Source organism: Anaerococcus sp. Marseille-Q7828 (genome assembly GCF_949769285.1).
GTDB lineage: Bacteria > Bacillota > Clostridia > Tissierellales > Peptoniphilaceae > Anaerococcus.
Map to the genome: position 1 here is coordinate 1,596,487 of NZ_OX458331.1, position 21,079 is coordinate 1,617,565.

Genomic DNA, 21,079 nt, shown 5'->3' on the forward strand with positions numbered 1-21,079 from the left:
CCAAAAGCTCCGTTCCCTCATCAAAATTTATATGACCAAGTTCCATATACAATGGGACCAGTAATCTATACTGTATAAGCCCATCTTTTTAATTATATTGATATTTATTTTATTTAGGATTATTCACCAAATCCTCTATACTTTTCAAACATGATGGAATTTTCCTTAAAAATATGAACAAATACATCTTTTACTAGTTTTTCTAATAATTCAAAGGTGTATTTGTAAGTATTGCATGCATCCTCTGGAGCAGTGAACCAATCTGTCAAATCTATCATTTCTTTGATAATATTTCCTGCTTTTTCATGGTCAGATTCTAATTCTTCAACCTTTTTTATAGTCTCTAGACTTGGATTTTTATTTTCTAGCATAAGTGGGAAGGTAATTTCTTCCTCTTTTACAAAATGCTCTTCCAAATCTTTTTTTAAGTCAGCAAATAACGAGTGAAGTCTCATTAGTTCTTGACCATGTCTACTATAGTGGACAGAAAGAATTTTATTTAATAGAGGGTCTATTTCAAATAATAAATCTCTTTCTTTTTTGTGGTGGTCTATAATTAAAGAGTCTACCATCTCTTCAATACTTAAAGTTTTAAAATCTTCTAAATCCATTCCTTCTTTTTTAGAATTATCGAAATCCATATTATTTTCGATACTCTTTAGGAGATTATTTGAATCCAACTTTTTTTCTTGGGCCACTTCTTCAATAGTCTTGTGTCCATTACAGCAAAAGTCGATTTTTTCTTGATTGAAAAACCCCATCATACTACTATCTATCTTTACTATATCTTCTATCTTGGTTTTTGTATTTATCATATTAGCCTCCTATTCTTTGCCTAATATTATTTTAAGTCATAGAAGGAGATATTTCCGTGTCCTATATCACAAATTACAAGTTTGTCAGTTTATTTAGATCAGAAAGTTTTTTTATTCTAATATTTTTATAGGATTGATTTTCGATATAGCCTTCCTCTTCAAGCTCAGATAGCTTTCTTGAAACTGTTTCCCTAGTCATATTTAATGATGATGCTATATTTTCTTGGCTGAGCTCAATTATATCATTTTTAGTTAGTCTGGCCCTATAAGCCAAAAAGGCTGCAAGTCGTAAGTAAGAATCTTTTATTGAAAGGATTTCTAACATCATTTCAGTTTCATAGACCCTTTGGCTCAATGACTTTATCATTTTTAATGAAAAATCATGGTCTTTAACTAATATATTTCTAAGAGTAGCCTTATCAATTTGACAAATACCTGTTTTTTCAATTGCTTCTCCATTGACCTGATAAGATTTGTCCAAAAAAATTGAATCCTCTCCAATTATATCCCCTTGGACATAGATTTTTCTAATACTCTCCCTGCCATTTTCATCATAGGTGGAAGTTTTGATCTTTCCATATCTAAGAATTGTTATCTTATCTATAGGATCTCCAAAAGAAAATACACTTTCACCCTTATGATAATCCTTGTGATCAGCAGCAAGATAGATACTTTTTGATTCATCAACTCCTAGTCCTTTAAAAAGATTAATCTTTGATAAGCAATTGCCGCGGGCTTGGCATGCTTTACACATCTGCATGACTTCCTCCTAATATAATAATGCATCATTTTTATGATAGGCTGGTAATATCCTAATAAAATTTAATATAGTTATAACTAAGTCTTAAAAATATTACTTGTTACATTATTCTTTTTTCTCAATAAAAGACGCTTCAAGCAAAGATTTAGAAAATTTTTCTGTTTCTTTCAAAAATTCATCATCTGGCATCCATAAAGCTTTTATTTCATCATCAATAATTTGGAATCCTGCTTTTTTAAGCTCTTCTTTCAATACCTTATTTCCTTCACCAGACCAACCGTATGATCCAAAAACACCGGCCACTTTATCTTTGAATTTAAGTTCTTGAAGAAAATGTAGCCAGCCAGACATAGTAGTAATAGCTGATCTACCAACTGTTGGCGAACCAACAGCTATTGCTCTTGACTTAAATACTTCTGTCATAATATCATTTCTATCCATTTCAGCTACCGATAAAACTTTTGTTCTGGTAGTTGGTGAAATTTCTCTAATATCATCTGCAATTTTGTGGGCTATTTTTTTAGTAGCTCCCCACATTGAATCATAGATAACTGTTACTTGATCTTCCTTATAGTTATCGGCCCATTCAGCATATTTCTGTACTATCTCTAGAGCATTTTCTCTCCAGATGCTTCCATGACTAGTAGCTATAATATCTATAGGGAGGTTCATTGCAACTATCTCTTCTATTTTCTTTTTAGCAAAAGATGAAAAAGGTGTCAAAATATTAGCATAATATTTCATAGCTTCATTCCAAAGAATATTAGGATCTGCTTTATCATTAAATAATTCACTCAAGGCATAGTGTTGGCCAAATGCATCATTAGAAAATAATATATTATCGCCTGTCATATATGTTGCCATTGAGTCAGGCCAATGAAGCATGGTCATTTCTACAAAAACTAGTTGCTTGCCATTGCCTATATCCACAGAATCACCAGTCTTAACTACCCTATAGTCCCATTCTGGATGGTGATACTGGCCAATTAGAGATTTCTTTCCATTGGCTGTACAATAAATCGGTTTGTTTGGAATTTCTTCCATGATTTCTACAAGTGATCCAGAATGGTCTGGTTCTCCGTGATTAATTACAATATAATCAATTTCCTTTAGGTCAATTTCTGTTTTAAGATTTTTAACAAATTCTTCTTTATGAGGTGTCCATACTGTATCAATCAATACAGTTTTTTCTTCTTGTATTAGGTATGCATTTTGACTAGATCCATTGTGGACAGAATATTCTGATCCATGAAATTCTTTTAGTTCCCAATCGATCTTTCCAACCCAATATACATTATTTTTTATTTGTTTTTTCATTATTCTCCTCCATTATTTCTATATTTTTCAAACATTATAGAGTTTTCTCTAAAAATATGCACAAAAACGTCTTTTACTAATTCTTCTAACAAATCAAAAGTATGGATATATGTTCTACAGAAATCTTTCGGTGCTTTAAACCAATCTGTCAACTAAATCATTTCTTTGATCAAATCCCCTGCCTTTTCATTGTCAGCTTCTAAAGCTTCAACTCCCTTAATTAATTCCTTACTAGGATACTCATTTGCAAGCATCAGCGGGAAAGTAATTTTTTCCTCTTTAATAAAGTGTTCTTCCAATTCTTTCTTGAGAGAAGCAAAAAGTGAGTGGAGCTTAATCAGGTCTCCTCCATGATGTTCAAAATGAACAGATAAGATTCTATTTAATAAAGGATCTATTTCAAATAGTAAATTCCTTTCTTTTTTATGATTATCAATTAAGATAGAATCTATCATCTCTCATAATATAAGTTCGCTAAAATCATCTAAGTCTATAATTTCTTTTGCTTTGGAATTACTAATATCTATACTATCTTGAATTTCTCTAAAAAGGATAATAGGATCTATATTTTTTTCTTTTGCAACATCTGCAACAGTCATATATCCATAGCAACAAAAATCTATCTTCTCCTTATTAAAAAAAAACAATCATATTGGTATCCATATTAACTAGTTCTTCTATCTTAGTATGAATACCTATCATTTAATCCTCCTTTATTTATCTAATTATATTATAAAGGAAGATTTTACAATTTTCTGTGTTGTATATCACACTTTTGTATATTGGTTAATTAAGGCAACTAGATTTTTAATTTTTATCTTTTTATAATCAGTGTTTTCTATATATATATCTTTTCCCATTTTAGATCATTTTCTAGAAACGATTTCTCTAGTCATATCTTTTGACGAAGCTATATTCTCTTGATTGAGACATATAGCCATAATTGTCAACCCGCTCTATATAGCAAAAATGCTCCTAGTCTATTGTATGAATCTTTTGAATACAAAATTTTTAAAAGTTTTTCGGTTTCATAAAGTTTTTTGCTTATTGATTTTATCAAGTTTAAAGAAAAATCATGGTCTTTGATTAAAATTTTCCTAAGAAGAGTCATTGCACTTGCCGTGTCTTTTATAAACAAAGGAATGATATAAAAGTCAATCAGTAAATGTAAATATAAGACCACGTTTTTTTAATTTTTCCATCATCGCAGTATCCTTTCAACTAATAAGTACTCATCTTCTAAGCTTTCTTTCTAACCCATACTGCAGTCTTAAATTAAAAGTACAATCACTTAGCTTGTAAAGTAGTTCAGTCTGTTGTAGAATATAATTCTGATTAAGTTCAACAAACGGAGAATTGTAAACTACAAAATCTTTGACATTAAATGTAACTTGCAATAATCATCTTCAAACACAATTGCTTCATCTTTATAATTATTCTTAAGAAAGAAGTCTATATTTCCATTTGGAAAAATACCAATTTCATCTGAAATTACAAGTACTTTTTTATACTTATTTTTTAAATAATCTTCTAACGCCATTAATGGTGCAGACTTATAGTCATAATCTTTATTTGATAAATAAATACATGTTATAAATGCAGTTTCCTCACTTCTTGGGATGTCGTATGGTACCAGATTAGACGGAACAAACTCAACTCCACCTAATAATTGATTACCTGAAACATTAATGAATCCATAGACATCTTCATTCATTGAATTATACATTTTAATCTTGCTAGCACACCCCAAACAATTGATCCTAGATGTGCATTGAGATGCAATATTATAATTTTCTTCAGTAATTGGCTTAATTGTTTTAGCTACACGTTTAGTACCTAGCTCTGGAATATACGGCTTTTCTACTGGAATTATTCCTGAAACAACCTGCTCCATGAATTTCTTATTAATTGGTGCATAGTATCTATTAACATCATTAATTACAGTTAAAAATGGAAAAAATATTTTTCTATTTTTACTAACCGATAGATCATTAGATATTTCATAAGTATTTATATTGACTTTACTTTTATATCTATGAATCAAATCTAATATTTCTGCACTAATCGGGCACATATTCCCCCAATAATAGAAATCTATTTTCATTTGTAAACCTCACAAATTTCTGACTTTTACTCATCTAATAAATACAAATTTATAATCTAAAGTTTTTTGCAGTTAGTGCAAATTCTAACATTTAAGCATATCGTATTCCAAACCTAACAAAATTATGAGAAACTAATGTAGGAATTTTTCGGATTTTGTATAAGTATCCTCTTTTTTCTTTGTAAAAATAATAAATTCTCTACTATTTAGTGCTAAGGTTTAAAGCATTGCTAATTCAAAAAATTCATACACTAATACTGCTGCCTTCTTCATTCGATTCTACCATATATAACTATTCTGTTATTTCTGCTTTAAAAACCATAATTACATCAGCATCTTAGCAGCAGAATTCAGCCGTTCCCTTCTCTTGTCCTGGTAGGCTTCCACCATATCTTAAAATATCAATATATGGAAAGGCGCAGTGCATAGCCATTGGCAAATTTTACCTCGATCTGTATCATAATCAAATACATCTCCAACTTTATAACCGCGGTGAAATCCCATATTTGGTCTTCTTCCACACTTCATCTATCTTATCTCCTCTTTCTTTAGTAGTTATTTGAAATAATGATTAACTTAGTTAGTCATTTATTACTTCCTCGAATATCTATTCTATCCATAAAGCCACAGCAGCTACTTTCGTAAACTTATTTAAAAAACATCATTATGATCTTCTCTATAGATATTGTATGCAAAGATGCTTTTGATGTAGTTTGAATTTAAATTTACTCTCAAAATATTTTTTCATAAGATATATTACTACTTGCTTTTATTATATTGATATTTACAATTATTTTCTATTTATCACTTACTTTGTAAAATTTGTATTCAATCTTTATTTTATTATCTAAATTTTTAGAAAATCACGGTATTTTTCCTAAACCGCCTATGATTAGCCCATACATTAGTACAACCGTCTCTAGATGGCTTGAGTGGTCAGTATGGATAAAATTTTATATTTTAAGTAAGCGTAGTATGTGAGAATATATCCATAAGTATATTTTTTATGTTTTATATTATCCCTATATCTAAATTTACTTATAATATATAATTATCATTTGTATAAATGAAATACTATAAATATTGTAGACGAGATTTATCGAAATTTATTTATTATTTTTTGTTTTGCTATTACATAGTCTTTTGAGTGTTCTTCAAATAGAACTTCTTTTTCTTGTTCAGTCTTTCTATTCGCATAATTTACCTCCAATATCACAGGCAAAAAAATAACACTTATTTTTAACATCCTACACAATTCTTCCTTCTCATATTTCTTTGGACAGATAAGAGAATTTTGAGAAAACAAAAAAGACCTACTAAAGATTTCCTTTAATAGGTCTGAAATATAAAAATAACTATTAACTTGTGATTAGGGAAATGAGATAATTAATCGTTCCATTTTCAATCAATATATAGAGACCGAGCCCTATAAACACAACTGGTACAATTATTTTTTCGTACTTTTCTACAATCTCTCCGATAGCAGAAATTGATGCGAGATTTTGAGATAATTTGCATAGAACTAAAATCCCTAACGCAAATATTACTAGACTTATACCAATCTCAATCAAACTCTTTCCTGTAAAATAGGGAATATAAATTCCTAAATTATCTCCACCCATTGCCACTGTTAAACTTGTAAATGCTAAGATTTTTGATCCATCACCAGTAATTTTTCCCTCTATATCTTCTTCATCAATATCTTCATCCACAAAAATTGCTCTTATACCAAGACCTAGTGGAATTAGACCAAGGAGTCCGATAATCCAATCTTGTGGAATAAAATTTAAAAAGTAAGCGGCAATAAGACTAACCAGAACAAGCAGTCCTGTACCTAAATACTGTCCTGCATAAATTGATTTCAAACCTTTCTTGCCTTGACTAGCGAATAAAATAGTCAAAACAACTAAGTAGTCAATTGATGTAGAGACAAAAACTAATAAAGCGGATACTATTGTTTCCATTATTTCTCCTTTCAAAATGTTTAATTTTTTAGACAATCAAAAATTGACTGCAAACACATTGTGCCTTGGCAGTTGCCAAAGGAGATAATTGAAGAAATAATTTCACAATTTTCCCACCTTTCCTTTTAATATTAGCTAAAGTATACTAAAATAGTCGGATTTTGTCAACTATGATGATAGATATCTACGCAAACTATAGAGATTGATATTATATAAAATTAGATATACCAAACATTATTTATCTAATATTTTATCATCTCATTCACTCTTTTCTGAACTGCGTAGTAATCATTTCCAGCTTGTATATTAAGTCCATGACCAGCAGATTCTGGATGGGTAATGGCTACAGGAATTTCACCTTTATTCCATTCTTTAAAGTCTTCATTTGTTTTAAGTTCTCTTACATCAAATTTATCTTTTATTCTTCTTAAGTATGACTTATACCAATAAGCTATCAGAACAGGTTTTCCATTGACACCCTCTATTAAATCTTCTAAAGCATCAAGTTTAATATAATGGATATGAATCATATTTTTATCTTCATCATAAACAGAACTGTATGCCATTTGAAGTAACTTATTAGAAATGGTTGCAGCATTAACGGCATATATATCATTATCCTTAATACTAACTACCAAGTCTTTTTTAAGGTCTCATAGATAACTCTTTCTTTATCTGATAGACTTACAAAGACTTCAATGTTTACCTTCTCTGGCATTTTTATGTAATCTTCAGTTTTCATAAAAGCTGTGATATCTAATATTTTACTGATTATTTCGCTTGTCAAGTCCTGGTACATCCTGTACACTCCCCCCTAAAACATCTATAGTGTCAACATACTCTGTTATAATCTACACTCAAACTGCTCCCACAAGGTATTTTTTAAATGGAAAAATGGCTTTTAAGATCTTTTAAATCCTAAAAGCCACTTGTTTCAACATTCTAATGACTTCTTATTTTATTTTCTTGACATCAATACTACCGTCTTCACATGGCTTGAGTGGTCAATATGGATAGTATTTAATATTTTAGGGAAACCTTGTATGTAGGAATATATCCATAACGAATAAGTTAAGCTGTTCATTATAAGTCTAAACTTTCCTTGTTTAACAAATTTGGAACTTAATCTAAGTATATCATGAAGAATAAGGTCATATAATTCAAATCTATTTAGAAATAATTCCGTATCGGACATATTTTTAAATTAGCGTTTTAACATTCCCACTATCATCTTACTTTACCAGCAAAACTTCAATTCCCTGTTTTCTTGTCGAACACACAACAATTTTAATATTTATTTAGACTAACCTGATGATATACATACATCAAGATGTGAGTTCTAACACTAATTGCATGGTGAAAAATGCAAAAAATATATCCTAGGAGGTGTAAGTTAAAGTTCAATATTAACTAAATTTCGTCACCCTTTAAGTGACTTTAAATATTCTTTTTGTTTCGGTGTAATGCGCTTACTTTCACGCGCTTTCTGTATTGTCTTGTTGTGAGTCCATGTGTCTAGGCGCTGATCTTCAATGTATTTTATGGTCATATCCCACTCTTTTGCCAAAGCAGTTGCAAAAAACCACGCAATCATCATCTGAACGTAATACTCTTCACTATTAACAGAAAGAGGTATTTCCAAATACTCAGGCTTAAAATCATCATCAAGAAAGTGAGACATTAACATCTCAAGACCAAAACGGCAAGTATATTCTTCTTCCGATTTGGACCATTCTTTAATTTTTTCCAAAAGTGCTTTTTTATTTTTTTTGAAAATCTTTGGAGACATAATATCGCAAACAGCCCAATTATCTACATAAGGCAGAAATTCATCGACTGCCTCAATACAGGTATCATAGTCTTTTATTTCAGAAATTAGGAGTCCGTGAAGCATATTTTCATCATAATATTTATGGGGTAAATCTCTTAGAAATTTAGATGTTTCCGGCTCCCCTATAATTCTTTTAGCAAGCTTCCTAGCCTCCGGAACTCTAACCCCTATAAATAGGTCTCTCGGAATATTTGGTGTCAATTTCGCTTGAAAATCAGCGTATGAAATATCCTGCAATGCCAATAATTCTTCTTTGATGTTCACTTCTTTCACTCTCCCTATAATTCTAATTTGTCGCTCTACTATGAATCTTTGTCATCAATGCTACACTCTCCACATGGCTTGAGTGGTCAGTATGGATAAAATCTAATATTTTTCAAAAGCCTCGTATAGGTAAATATGTTAATAAATGCTAATATTATCAAGGTCTTAAAGCCGTAATAGGTATTACGTAAACATCATCATCTCTTTTATAAGCAAAAGGTGCTTTGGCACATAATACCACCATAAATGAGGGTTTGGACATGTTTTTTGTATCTATTTTAGATGCTAAATCTTTTAAAGTTTCAGCACCTTCCTCAATTAACTTATCTCCACCAAGTTTAATTTCAACTAGACCATAATCTCCATTTCTTAGATGAATCACTGCATCACATTCTAATCCGTTCCTGTCTCTATAGTCATAAACTGTTCCATCTAAATAGTCTGTATAAATTCTTAAATCACGGATACATAAGTTTTCAAACAAAAATCCCATGCTATTTAAATCATCTAGTAAATCCTTAGGACCTACGCCTAATGATGCCGTTGCGATAGATAGGTCTGAAAAGTATCTGGTATCTGTTGTTCGCATGGATGTTTTCAACCTTAAATTTGGATTCCACGCAGTAGAATCTTCTATTACGAATATTTTTCTTAAGGCATCAAGATAAGAATAAAGGGTTACCTGATCAAATGTATCTTATTGATTAGCTAACATATCCTACCTAATAGTTTCTAGCGAACTCTGTGTTCCTACATGTCTTGTATAGGATTTAAGTTATCTCTTAGCCTTTTCTTTATCTCTTTTTACCGAGTTCACTCTACTTATATCAGTTGAAACAACAGCATCAAAATAATCTATAGCTTGGAATAGGGCTGATTTTTCATCTAAACCAATTGCTTTTGGCCATCCACCTCTACATATAAAAAAGCTATTTCTTCAAGACTGGTTTCATCAATCGCTGAGATGTTTTCTCCTTTAAATAAATCCCTGAGAGAAATCGATCCACTTGAATCCTTTGAATCATATAGACTCATAGGTCGCATTAGAAGTCTAGAAATTCTACCCGAACCTGTATGCATAGAGTCATCAAATTCATTATGTACTGCTGAACCGGTTAATATAAATTGTCCAAATTCATCTCTATTATCACCCTCATAACGCACAGCATTCCATAAATTAGGTACTATTTGCCACGCATCAATCAGTCTTGGCGTTTCTCCTTCAAGTAAAGTGCTAGGAGAAAGTTCTGCCATTTGCTGATACTGTCTAGTCATATCAGGTCGGTCTATAGATATAAAGCTTATTGCCTTTTGTTTTGCTGTTGTTGTCTTGCCACACCATTTAGGACCTTCAATTAAAACTGCTCCTTTTGCGACTAATCATTCTTCTAATAATTTATCTGCAATCCTATGTAAATACTTTTTCATTATTTCTACCCATACTCAATATTTAAGTGGATTTTATCATTTATTCAAGTGTTTATCCGTATTCTATATATAGTATTGCCTAAAGTGCTTCTTGAATATCTTGTGCACTTTGAGGCTGATATTCTTCAATTAACATTTTTGCTATCTTACTTCATTTTGTTTCTGGCCTTTTTCTTGGCATAAAAAATCCTCCTGATTAGTTTTTTTACCCTAATCAGGAGGTTTGTATACACAAAATTTTGCACGGTCTCTAATATTATAAAGAAGCGAAAATATTTATAAGTTTCAATTATTTATTCAATTATGGATTTTTGATTAATGATAAGTTAAGATAAAAATTTTTTTAAGTATATTATCACTAAACTAGCTAAAACAAACCTATGAATGTTCCTAATATTCCAAAAACAAATATACCAAGTATAATCCAAACTACTTTAATATTCTTCTTTAATAGAAAATAAGCTAAAAATGTTAAGCCCAAAGGCAATATTCCTGGAAAAATGTCATCAAATATCTGTTGGATAATTATTTCGCCACCAGATGTATTAAATGTCAAAGGTATACTAAAGTCGACAAGCGAAAATGTCATAGCACCTATAGACATTAATCCTACTATAGAAGCGGCCAGAGAGAAGCTTTCTAAATAATTATTTTCATATGCTTTTTCAACAGCGTTTGCTCCCATGTTGTATCCTATTTTTAAGGATCCATACCTACCAACAAAATGAAGTATAGTATATATTAAAAAATATAATATGGGTCCTAAAATATTACCTTGTGTCGCAAATGAAAGTCCAATACCTGCGGCAATAACTCTAAATGTTCCCCAATAAAATGTATCACCTATACCTGCAATAGGTCCCATTAATGACACCTTAAGAGATGATATAGTTTCAGTATCAAAATCATCATTTTTGGAATTTTCTTCTTCTAGAGCCAAAGACATTCCCATTATAAAAGGTGCTACGTGTGGCGTTGTATTAAAGAACTCTGTATTTCTATAGAGTGACTCGTATAATTTTGTATCGTCTCCGTCATAAATTTTATTCAAAGCTGGTAGTATCGAATAACAATAACCCATTCCCTGCATATCTGTGTATGATTCTGAGCCTTGTAACGCAAATGATCTCCAAAATACCTTATTTAAATCTTCCCTAGATAAAATCTTATTATTCATTTATATACACCTCAAATTTCTTTTTGTCTTTTAAATTGAATAATTAATAATGACAACATTATCGCCAATACAGAAACACCTATTATAGGCATATCTAAATAAGCACTGAGAATGAAACCAATAAAATAAAATGGTGCTAATTTTTTATCCATCATTACTTGTATAAGCATCGCTATACCTACAGCTGGTAATAATCCCGAAACTACAGAAAATCCATTCAATAGTGTCTCAGGCATAGAGCTAACAAAATGACTTGCAGTATCAGTTCCAAAATATAATACTAAAAAAACTAGAAGGAATGATGGTAATCTAACTATTAAGGGAAAGAAATGCCATTTTTTAAATTTTTTTATATTTTTTTCTTCTAACGCTTTTCTACCTCGCGAAATAGTAAATGAGTTTATAGTAAACGCTAACATATTTAGTCCTTGAGCAAGTATAGCAAAAGGCATAGCTAAAGCAACAGCAACATCTGCTCCTGAGCCACTTTTTATAGCCAAAGCTGTTGCTATTGTTCCAGCAACACCAACGTCTGGTGGTAAAGCCGCACCAATTGTTACTACTCCAATAAATAACGCCTCCAATGCCGCGCCTATTAAAATACCTTGTCTTAAATCTCCTAAAATAAGTCCTACCAAAGGTCCAACAATAATTGGTCTATTCATCATTGATGCACCAAAGTATCTTTCATCAATTGTTGTTAAATAACCTACTAGTGCTATTAATAAACTCTGTATCATCTCTGCCTCCTCATTAGTATGTTGTTTTACTGCCATTTGGTGTTGCTTGTAAAACAATCTTAATATTTAAATCTTTAAATTCATTTAACATACTTTTTTCGTGATCAGATAAAAACACTGAATCAGTAATTTTTGATCTACCTTCCTTATGACGTATGCCACCTATATTTAAATATGGAATTTCAGACTTCAAATTTGGCAGTATCTTAACAGCTTGTTCTATAGAACCAATAACGACCATAATATTTTTTGATTTATACTTATTATAAATATCAATAAATTCTGATGTCGAAACGATATCGAGATCAGTAGAACTAGGTTTTGCCAAATTCAAAATCATTGATTTCATCTTATCATTTGCTGATTCATCATCCACAACTATAATTTGATTAACATCCATAAATTTGGTCCAAGCCATAGCAACTTGTCCATGAATTAATCTATCATCTATTCTAAATAACTTAATCATTTATTCCTCCTAAAATATTATTACAATTCACTATAGCTCTCTTAGATGATTCTATATAATTATTTATATTTGTATTATTCAGGAAATCGTTATCATTTACGTTCGAACAAATTTCTAGTACTAAATTCAAATTCATACCAGTGATAACTTTAATCCTATCAGATAAATTATTTTTATAGACATAAGTCACCCAAGCAGTATTTACACTCCCTCCCAATAAATCAGTAATTACTATAGCACGTTCAGTATTTTGTAAAAGTTGGTTTATTTCAGATTCAATATCATATTTATCAGTTGTGTATGCAGTCATTACCCTAACGTTAGGTAATGGTCCAAGAATAAATTCTAAGCTTTCTTTCATGCCTTTAGCTAACGTCATATGACTTGCTAAAATTATTTCCATTTATTTTCTCCTAAATTCGAATATTTCACATTATGGCTTTATTGGTTTAATTAGACACAACACTTTCAAATTTCGTTTTATATGCTGGATATTTAGATATCTCATACTCGAAAGGTTTGTGATTTTCATCAAATCCTATACTATTAAATATAAAAATGGGTTCATTTTCCTTCAGCTCTAAATATAATTTTTCCAACTTTGAAGCTGTACTCACTTCAATAGATCTTTTAGCATATTCCATCTTCAAACCTTCTCTTTGTAAAACATCAAATAATGATTCAGTAGAAAAATCATGATTAATGATATCAGGATACAAGCTCAGTGGAACAAAACTCTTAGCTATACAAATTGGTTCGTTATCTACGTATCTTATCCTTTCAAGAACAAATACTAAATCATCTTTAGTTAGTCCAAGTTTATTGCTAATATATTTATAAGGTTGTACAATTGATTGCCTTATTATTTTGGAAGATATATTTTTTCCTTGTTCCTTTGCATCTTGAAAAAAACCAATAAAAGAATCTAACTCATGATCAATATATTTATTATTTTTATTTTTAATAACATATCCTATCCCACTTAACTTTGTAATGCAATCGTCATCCTCTAGCTCTGCTAAAGCCTTCCTTATAGTGGGTCTACTTACAGAAAATTCACTAGCTAATTGTCTTTCTGATGGTAATATATCAGAATCTCCTACCTTTTTGATATACTTTTCGAATATTTCATCTTTAATTTTCTTATATACCATTAAATCAATTTATCTCCTCTTAACCGTATAAGAACAAATGTAACTGTAAAATATATCTAAAATATCAATTCAATATATTACCACCAGTAAACTAATCTGTTCTAATAATCCATTTTCTTGTAATATCTTCTAGTAGTTAATGGATGATTTCTTTCTTTCTCCAAATAAGTACTTATTCTTTCAAATATTGTTGCTATTACAATTGGTGAAATAATTTTCCTTACCTCACCAGTTATTGTAGGTAGTTCGTAATCTTTTGTATCAATAACAGTAGTATTGCATGTAATTTTTTTCGCAAAGTTTTCTACTCTATCTGAAAGTGCTCTATATTCATCTTCTCCCTTAACCACTATAACACTAGTATCTTGTTCTAATAATTCCAATGTTCCATGGAAAAAATCTGCAGAGTGAACAGGTCTAGATTTTATCCATTGCATTTCTTCAAGTATACACATTCCATAATAGTATGCTTCAGCCCAGCTATCACCAGATCCAGTCAAAATATGATAATCTGTATCTTTATACTTAGAAGCAAAGTTTTTTGCAAAATCTTCTGATTGTTCTTTTACGTGAACAAGAGCCTCTGGTAATTTATTTAATCCATTAATATAATTATTATAAGTTTCTAATGTTATATCATTGTTATATTTTAGCATATATAGAGCTATTAATAAACCTTGGATATAATAGTTTTCACTTGAAGTGTCATCTATTACATCGTTATAAATTGTAAATGTAGCTTTCTCCTCTAGAGGTGTGTTAGGACTTCCGACTAAAGCTAAAGTCTTAACATTCCTATCATTGCAGAAATCTACCAACTCAATAGTTTCTTGAGTTGTTCCTGAAACTGAAGGAATTATTACTAGACTTTTACTTCCAAAAGTTTTATTTGGGCAAGCCATAAATTCTGCTGCTATAACTCGGTGGAATGGAAATGAAGTCTTAGGTCTTAAAAATTCAATTGTAGAATCAAATAAAATCCCAACACCACCTGAGCCTATAAAATATATTTCGTCAATATCATCTATGATGTTATCAAATATTGACACCAGCTGTTCATTTGACTTAACAGCACCATTCTGAGTTCTTAAAAAACGTTTTTCATCGAAGTTAAACATATGTACCTCCTTATTTAACTACACTAGTTTCTATACCATAATATTACCACTGGTATATAATTCTGTCAAGCATTTTTTTAATATATGTAATTACTGACTATAAACATTTTTTGATTAATCTATATATTTTGCAAATAATTTTGTGCGCCTATCTAACTACTGATTAAAGTATGATATGTGATTCATTTTTGATATATGAATATTTTTTTATCTTATTAATATTCCACTAAAATAAGAAGGATCAAACCTTCTTATCTTACTATGTGTACGCGTTTAACTTCTTAATTAATTCTGTGATGTTTACATATTATACGTACTTAGTTGACTTTCTTATTTGCTGTATTATGATTTTTTACTTTCTACTCTTGGATAACGGATACTATAGATTCGCTAAATACAAGTAGCTTGGCTGCTGATAATATTAGTAAATCTTCTAGTCCTATTTCTTTAAGTTGATCTAATACCAAAATCCAATATTTTCTTGATACATATTAACTACACAAATACCCATTATTTATTTAAATCTTTCAAGCTTGTAGCTTAAGGCAAAGTATACTACTATATAAACTATTATTTTGATTTCTTTGACGTGATATAGTATACCATCTAAAAATATCATAGGATAAACTCTTTCCACAGGTCTATTTTTCGTTCTTCTATGGTATAGAGTATTTTACTTTCCATTGTTTCATATATATAAAACCTAAAATATCTTTGATATTGCTTGGTATATGTCTTGTGGTCAATTCTTAAACATAAATATACATCCTCTGATTCTCTATGCTTGATACGCCTTCTTAAATTTTTTTAATCCTTTTGTATCTAATCTGCCTTATCTGTTTCTTGATATATTTAAATCTACGTTTATATATGTGGTATTTTGCTTGTACCATTTCTTGCATTAATGATAAGTTTTTTTCTCTATTCTCATAGTCTAGATGTCTTTTCAATTCATTTTTTAAAGATCTTGCATTGTATTTCTAAAAGATCTTTTATAACGTCTATAACATTATGTTCATTTTGAGGCTTATATATTTCGATTAAAATTTTTACTAGTTTACTTCTTTGTATTTAATATATTTTTTAGCAAAAAAATCCCTCCTGATTAGTTTATATTTATTCTAATCAAGAGGTCTTTCTATATACAAAATTTTATACAGTCTTCTATACATCTTATCAGTAAACTTTTAACTTTTAATATATCAAAAAGATTTTTATCTTTAATGTTTTTTTCTATCTATTTTTGTCATCAATACTACATTCTCAACCCCTATGGTTATGGGGAACATATCCACGCTCGTAGATGGAAACATATCAAAGATTGGCTCTCGTTTGTAGGAACATATCGACTGTAATTATTTCATTTTCAAGCCTTTATCGATAGCTTCCTGAATAATCTTATGACAACAAACTCCCAACGGATTGTTTTCTTTACAATTAGAATTTTTCATTGCCCCAGTGATGGCATTTACTTCTTTTACGGATTTCGCGCCATGCTTTACAACTGCTTCAATTACCTGATTTTCTGTAACTTCGCTACAATAACAAGCATACTTAGGATCTGCATCTTTCTTAAACCAGATAGGAACTCTAACTTGGTCTTTCAAGAATTTTATTTCATTATCTAAGTTATAGTAAACAACGTCGCAGTCCTCGTTCATGCAAATCTTATATTGATCTCCGTTAACAGCATTACGATAATCATCTACCACTAGATGTTCAACAGTTACTTTACTAACGGAAATCCCTTCATTATTACATACAGGACAATTGTCTTTAATTTGATCCGGCTTTTCTGTTTTGCATCCACAACAACATTCATTATTAATCTTCATATTCTTAGCCTCCATATTTTCATTATAATTTCTTTTTTAAACTAGGTAAAACCAATTTCATATACTTGTCATTTATTAATAGCGTCAAACATTTTAGCTGGTGTTAATTTACTTAGCTCCCTGTTGTCAGCCAACGCACGTGTAGCTTTTTTGTGTATAAACACATCAGCGTCATGTTACCCATTGCTCGGCATTCTTCTAATGAACCCAAATACATGGAATGGCAACCCTTTTTTAGACAATTTATAACCGAACATTATCAAGCTTGAAAGTTTCTTTAGATTATAAAATATATTCTCAGACAATCAAGGGTAAAGGCTTCGCCCAAATTTCGTTGAAATTTGCCCTTGACAGTCTGTTCATATATTTTATTTAATTTATGAAACTTCCAGAGCTTTTTATTCTGCTTTTCTATATTCTACTGGTGTTTTATATCCTAAAGATCCATGAATTCTTAGGTTATAATACCAATATACGTATTCTGCTAATTTTAGATTAAGTTCTTGGAAATTAGTAAAGTTCTCCTGATATATGAATTCTGTCTTCATTACTTTATTGACTGCTTCGCTTACTGCGTTATCATATGGGCTTCCTTTTTTACTTAGCGATCTTTTTATCCCAAATACCTTTAATATTTCTTCTATTTTTATATTTTTAAATTCTCTTCCTCTGTCTGTGTGAAATATTTTTATACGATTTAGTGGCTGCCTTATTGAGTAAAATGCTTCTGCTACTAGATTTGCATCTTTGTTTTTACCTGATGAGTATCCTATTATTTCACGGCTGTTTAAGTCTATTATTAAACATATATAATTCCATGTTTTTCCTACTCTTACATATGTTAGGTCGCTTACTATTGCTTCTAAATAGTCTCTATTGTCAAATTATCTATTTAAAAGGTTAGGGATGTCTTCTTCGTTGCATTTGGATCTTATTACTTTATATTGTGCTACTGTATAGTTTGAGACTAGGCCATTTTTCTTCATTATTCGGCCTATTTTTCTTCTCGATATTTTATATCCAATTTTCCCTAGTTCTTTTTTTATTTTGCGTGTTCCATAGTTGTTTCTACTTCTTCTGAATATTTCTTTTATTTCTTCTATTAGTTTTTCATCTTCATCTAATTTCACATCTTTTTCTTTGTTCAAATGATAATAGACTAAACTTCTTGTGACCCCAAGTAGTCTAGACATTGCACTAATGCTATATTTATCTCGGTTCGAGATAATGAGGTCTATTTTTTGCCTAACAGTAGTGCAGCTTGCTTTAAAATATCATTCTCCATTTCAACCTGTTTCAATTTTTTACGAAGTCTGATTATCTCTTTTTGTTTCGCATCCACATTATCAAAATGGTTACTCTAAGCAGCACACCAACTATTTATTTTTTGAGTTTTAAACTTTGGTAGAAGTCTTGAACTCTTTATATTTACATAACTATTTGCCTCTATCACTATTATGACACGAAACCCTGCACAATGATCTAAAATTTTCAATTCTAACAAGTCTTTTTCAGTATTTTTAACTTCATAAAAACCTCTTTGGCAATAATGCCTAATTCTTCTTTAGTTGTTAAAATTTTTTATTTTACCATCATCGTTCCCCTGATTTTCAATTAATCTTCTTAGGTTATATAAGAAGTACATATCTTTTTAATCTTAAAGTTTTTAAGTCTTAATTTTAAAATTTTCAATCTTAGATATTATTTAAATCATTCCAAAATGCTCTAAAGCATCTTCGATTGCTTTTTCTTTTTCTTCTGGGCAATTTGGCACTCTTTGATTTTCTTTCTTACTAAAATTATAATTTTCTCTCTCTATTAGACCATGTTTCCTTTTTATTTGTGCAATATATAGGCTTGAAACTTTTAGTCCGTATTTATCTAACACATACTTTTTAATTTCTCCATAAGTTGCGTCTTTTGAAAAGTCAATTTCAGATAATTCATCTTCCCCTATTTCTATATCTAAATGATGTTCTGTATTTAGTTTGGACAACAGAGCTACCGTCTCTATATGCGTTGTCTTTTGATTGGGAACATAATTTTTTATCCTCGTCATTCTTGTAGGAGCACAATTTTTCACTGTCATTGTCTTTGGCATTTTTTCTTTTATCTTTGAAATTATTAGAATCTTGACTATCTTTAACTCCTGTTTTGAAATAGAATGTTAAGTCATAAGGATGAACTTTTCCGTCTTTATCAATTCTTCCCACCACGACTTTATCAACTATGCTTTCAAATACTGTTCTATTAAATTCCTCTATAATTTCTTTGTTTTCTAAGACCTTTTTAAATTGCTTTAATCTTTCTTTAATAGAGTTTTCATCTTTGATAGTTAGCTCTAGTGTTTTCTTTTCATCAAGTAATTCTTCTTTTTGTTTTGTAAGTTTTTTATACTTTTTAGCATAAACTTCTTCGTCTATACTATCTTCTAAATGAAGATCAACTAACTTTCTTTCTTGAATAATGATTCTGTTTAATTGGTTTTCTAACTTTTTCAAATCTTTGACTAAAGTATTATCATTTATTTCTTCTTCTACAATTTTTAAAAAATCATCTATTACTGTTGAATCTGCATGGCATAATTGCCTATAGCTTTCAACAAATGCTTTTTCTATTGCTGCTTCTTGTATTCCTTTTGAATGAGGACAATATTTTTTACCTTTTTTTGTTGACTTTACACATTGCCAGTTAATTTTTTTGTAAATTGAACTTGTGTGCCAAGTTCTTCTTGACAGTATTTCGCCACAAAATCCACATTCCAGCATACTTGAAAAAGCGTATTGTCTTGATAGTTTTTCTCTTTTTCTATCCTTGTTAGCTATAGTGTTTCTGTTTTGTGCTCTCCTGAGTCTAATCTCTTGTGCCTTTTCAAAGTCTTCTCTTGATATAATTGGCTCGTGATGATTTTCAATATGATATTTATCAGATTCACCAAAGTTTGCTAGTCTTCTTTTTGTTATGGGATCAACTGTGAAGGTCTTTCCCATTAGTATATCACCAATATACTTTTCATTTTTAATTACTCCTAACACTGTAGTGTCAGACCATTTTGTTTTACCTCTAGGAGTGAGATATCCTTGTTCTTCTAATTCCCTGCCAATGACTGAACCACCATTGCCCTCTAAATATCTTTTAAAAATATATCTAACAATTTTAGCTTCCTCTTCATTTATAGATATACTTTTTGTTGTAGGATCATAGTCGTAGCCAAGGCAACCTTGAAAACCAATAAGTTCCCCCTTTTCCATTTTCATTTTCAGTCCTTTTTTTACATGGGCTGAGGTATTTTCTACTTCTTGTTGAGCTACTGAACTTAATATTGTTAATAATAGCTCTCCATCCATTGTCAAAGTATCTATATTTTCTTCTTCAAATACTACACCAACATTGTTTTCCTTTAATAGTCTTACATACTTTAAGGTATCTAATGTATTTCTAGCGAATCTTGATATAGATTTAGTAATTATCATGTCTATATCTCCATTTTGACAATCGCTAATTAGTCTCATGAAATCAGCTCTTTTGGTAGCAGTTGTTCCTGTGGTTGCTTCATCTGCGTATATGCCAGCCAAAGTCCAGTTTTTATTATTTTTTATTAGATTTGTGTAATAATCAACTTGCGATTTATATGATTCAAGTTGGTCTTTACTATCAGTGCTAACTCGACAATATGCTGCAACACGTTTTAAATCTAAATCTAGTGCATTTCTATTTCTAGCTCCTGTATTTGAAGCTTTTATTAATTTTACTTTAGTATTCATTTTACCTCCTTCCCATTTTGTATCTTTCTACAGTGTTATTATATCACAAGATTAACTACTTTCTATCTCTCTTCTTATAATCATTTTCTAATCTGTTTTTAATTTTTGTATATTCCTTATCATTAATTAATTTAAGATCATAAAGCCTACATAACATAGCAACTCTCATACTATAAATCTTTATTGCTTGCATTTTAACCTCCTATGTAAGTTATTTTTTTACCTTGATAAGTGAATTAAATTTGAAATATGCTAATCTCACATAATCAATTTTAAGAATATTCACACTTCAAAGTATTTTGATTTTTATAGAAAGATGACAAAACACCCCTCACTTTA

Annotated in this window: 22 protein-coding genes and 1 pseudogene; all 23 read right to left on the reverse strand. The window is 30.1% G+C overall.

Annotation, left to right across the window (positions count from 1 at the left end; genetic code table 11):
- Positions 1-119 precede the first annotated feature (119 nt).
- On the reverse strand, positions 120-815 hold the full coding sequence (locus QNH69_RS07645; protein ID WP_282929900.1) for a DUF542 domain-containing protein: 696 nt from the start codon (positions 813-815) through the stop codon (positions 120-122).
- A 73-nt stretch (positions 816-888) separates the two neighbouring features.
- A complete protein-coding gene (locus QNH69_RS07650) occupies positions 889-1,575 on the reverse strand; it encodes a Crp/Fnr family transcriptional regulator (RefSeq protein ID WP_282929901.1) in 687 nt (228 codons plus the stop codon).
- Between the two features lie 105 nt (positions 1,576-1,680).
- Positions 1,681-2,892 (reverse strand): MBL fold metallo-hydrolase, encoded by a 1,212-nt coding sequence (locus QNH69_RS07655; protein WP_282929902.1) that lies wholly within the window; start codon positions 2,890-2,892, stop codon positions 1,681-1,683.
- A gap of 152 nt (positions 2,893-3,044) precedes the next feature.
- Entirely contained in the window at positions 3,045-3,347 is a 303-nt protein-coding gene (locus QNH69_RS07660) for a hemerythrin domain-containing protein (RefSeq protein WP_282929903.1), read from the reverse strand.
- A gap of 3 nt (positions 3,348-3,350) precedes the next feature.
- A complete protein-coding gene (locus tag QNH69_RS07665; RefSeq protein WP_282929904.1) occupies positions 3,351-3,539 on the reverse strand; it encodes a DUF542 domain-containing protein in 189 nt (62 codons plus the stop codon).
- Positions 3,540-4,255: 716 nt separating this feature from the next.
- Complete coding sequence (locus tag QNH69_RS07670; RefSeq protein ID WP_282929905.1) at positions 4,256-4,996, reverse strand: hypothetical protein; 741 nt, start codon at positions 4,994-4,996, stop codon at positions 4,256-4,258.
- Positions 4,997-6,354: 1,358 nt separating this feature from the next.
- On the reverse strand, positions 6,355-6,960 hold the full coding sequence (locus tag QNH69_RS07675) for a CadD family cadmium resistance transporter (protein WP_071125584.1): 606 nt from the start codon (positions 6,958-6,960) through the stop codon (positions 6,355-6,357).
- Positions 6,961-7,202: 242 nt separating this feature from the next.
- Positions 7,203-7,526 (reverse strand): hypothetical protein, encoded by a 324-nt coding sequence (locus tag QNH69_RS07680; protein WP_282929906.1) that lies wholly within the window; start codon positions 7,524-7,526, stop codon positions 7,203-7,205.
- Between the two features lie 65 nt (positions 7,527-7,591).
- Positions 7,592-7,759, reverse strand: a complete 168-nt coding sequence (locus QNH69_RS07685; RefSeq protein ID WP_282929907.1) for a hypothetical protein — start codon at positions 7,757-7,759, stop codon at positions 7,592-7,594.
- Positions 7,760-8,380: 621 nt separating this feature from the next.
- Complete coding sequence (locus tag QNH69_RS07690) at positions 8,381-9,055, reverse strand: DNA alkylation repair protein (RefSeq protein WP_349252255.1); 675 nt, start codon at positions 9,053-9,055, stop codon at positions 8,381-8,383.
- 157 nt (positions 9,056-9,212) lie between these two features.
- Positions 9,213-9,656: a DUF4143 domain-containing protein gene (locus tag QNH69_RS07695; RefSeq protein WP_282929909.1), complete on the reverse strand. Its 444-nt coding sequence runs from the start codon at positions 9,654-9,656 to the stop codon at positions 9,213-9,215.
- A gap of 284 nt (positions 9,657-9,940) precedes the next feature.
- Positions 9,941-10,411 (reverse strand): AAA family ATPase, encoded by a 471-nt coding sequence (locus QNH69_RS07700; protein ID WP_282930197.1) that lies wholly within the window; start codon positions 10,409-10,411, stop codon positions 9,941-9,943.
- Between the two features lie 439 nt (positions 10,412-10,850).
- The gene (locus QNH69_RS07705) at positions 10,851-11,660 is read right to left on the reverse strand and encodes a PTS system mannose/fructose/sorbose family transporter subunit IID (RefSeq protein ID WP_282929910.1); all 810 of its coding nucleotides are present in this window, start codon (positions 11,658-11,660) and stop codon (positions 10,851-10,853) included.
- An 11-nt stretch (positions 11,661-11,671) separates the two neighbouring features.
- Positions 11,672-12,400, reverse strand: a complete 729-nt coding sequence (locus QNH69_RS07710; RefSeq protein ID WP_282929911.1) for a PTS sugar transporter subunit IIC — start codon at positions 12,398-12,400, stop codon at positions 11,672-11,674.
- Positions 12,401-12,413: 13 nt separating this feature from the next.
- Positions 12,414-12,869: a PTS sugar transporter subunit IIB gene (locus QNH69_RS07715; protein ID WP_282929912.1), complete on the reverse strand. Its 456-nt coding sequence runs from the start codon at positions 12,867-12,869 to the stop codon at positions 12,414-12,416.
- On the reverse strand, positions 12,862-13,272 hold the full coding sequence (locus QNH69_RS07720; protein ID WP_282929913.1) for a hypothetical protein: 411 nt from the start codon (positions 13,270-13,272) through the stop codon (positions 12,862-12,864). The genes QNH69_RS07715 and QNH69_RS07720 overlap by 8 nt, the downstream gene beginning before the upstream one ends.
- Positions 13,273-13,318: 46 nt before the next feature.
- Positions 13,319-14,023, reverse strand: a complete 705-nt coding sequence (locus tag QNH69_RS07725; RefSeq protein ID WP_282929914.1) for a GntR family transcriptional regulator — start codon at positions 14,021-14,023, stop codon at positions 13,319-13,321.
- A gap of 101 nt (positions 14,024-14,124) precedes the next feature.
- Positions 14,125-15,141, reverse strand: a complete 1,017-nt coding sequence (locus tag QNH69_RS07730; RefSeq protein WP_282929915.1) for an SIS domain-containing protein — start codon at positions 15,139-15,141, stop codon at positions 14,125-14,127.
- 1,355 nt (positions 15,142-16,496) lie between these two features.
- A complete protein-coding gene (locus QNH69_RS07735; RefSeq protein ID WP_000700631.1) occupies positions 16,497-16,976 on the reverse strand; it encodes a Csac_0668 family 2Fe-2S cluster-binding (seleno)protein in 480 nt (159 codons plus the stop codon).
- A 398-nt stretch (positions 16,977-17,374) separates the two neighbouring features.
- A pseudogene (locus tag QNH69_RS07740) lies at positions 17,375-18,309 on the reverse strand (IS3 family transposase); the annotation flags it as partial.
- 372 nt (positions 18,310-18,681) lie between these two features.
- On the reverse strand, positions 18,682-18,972 hold the full coding sequence (locus QNH69_RS07745) for a hypothetical protein (protein WP_002846220.1): 291 nt from the start codon (positions 18,970-18,972) through the stop codon (positions 18,682-18,684).
- Positions 18,920-20,740 (reverse strand): recombinase family protein, encoded by a 1,821-nt coding sequence (locus QNH69_RS07750; protein ID WP_282929916.1) that lies wholly within the window; start codon positions 20,738-20,740, stop codon positions 18,920-18,922. Before QNH69_RS07750 ends, QNH69_RS07745 begins: the two co-directional genes overlap by 53 nt.
- Before the next feature lie 55 nt (positions 20,741-20,795).
- The gene (locus tag QNH69_RS07755; protein WP_282929917.1) at positions 20,796-20,933 is read right to left on the reverse strand and encodes a hypothetical protein; all 138 of its coding nucleotides are present in this window, start codon (positions 20,931-20,933) and stop codon (positions 20,796-20,798) included.
- Positions 20,934-21,079 lie beyond the last annotated feature (146 nt).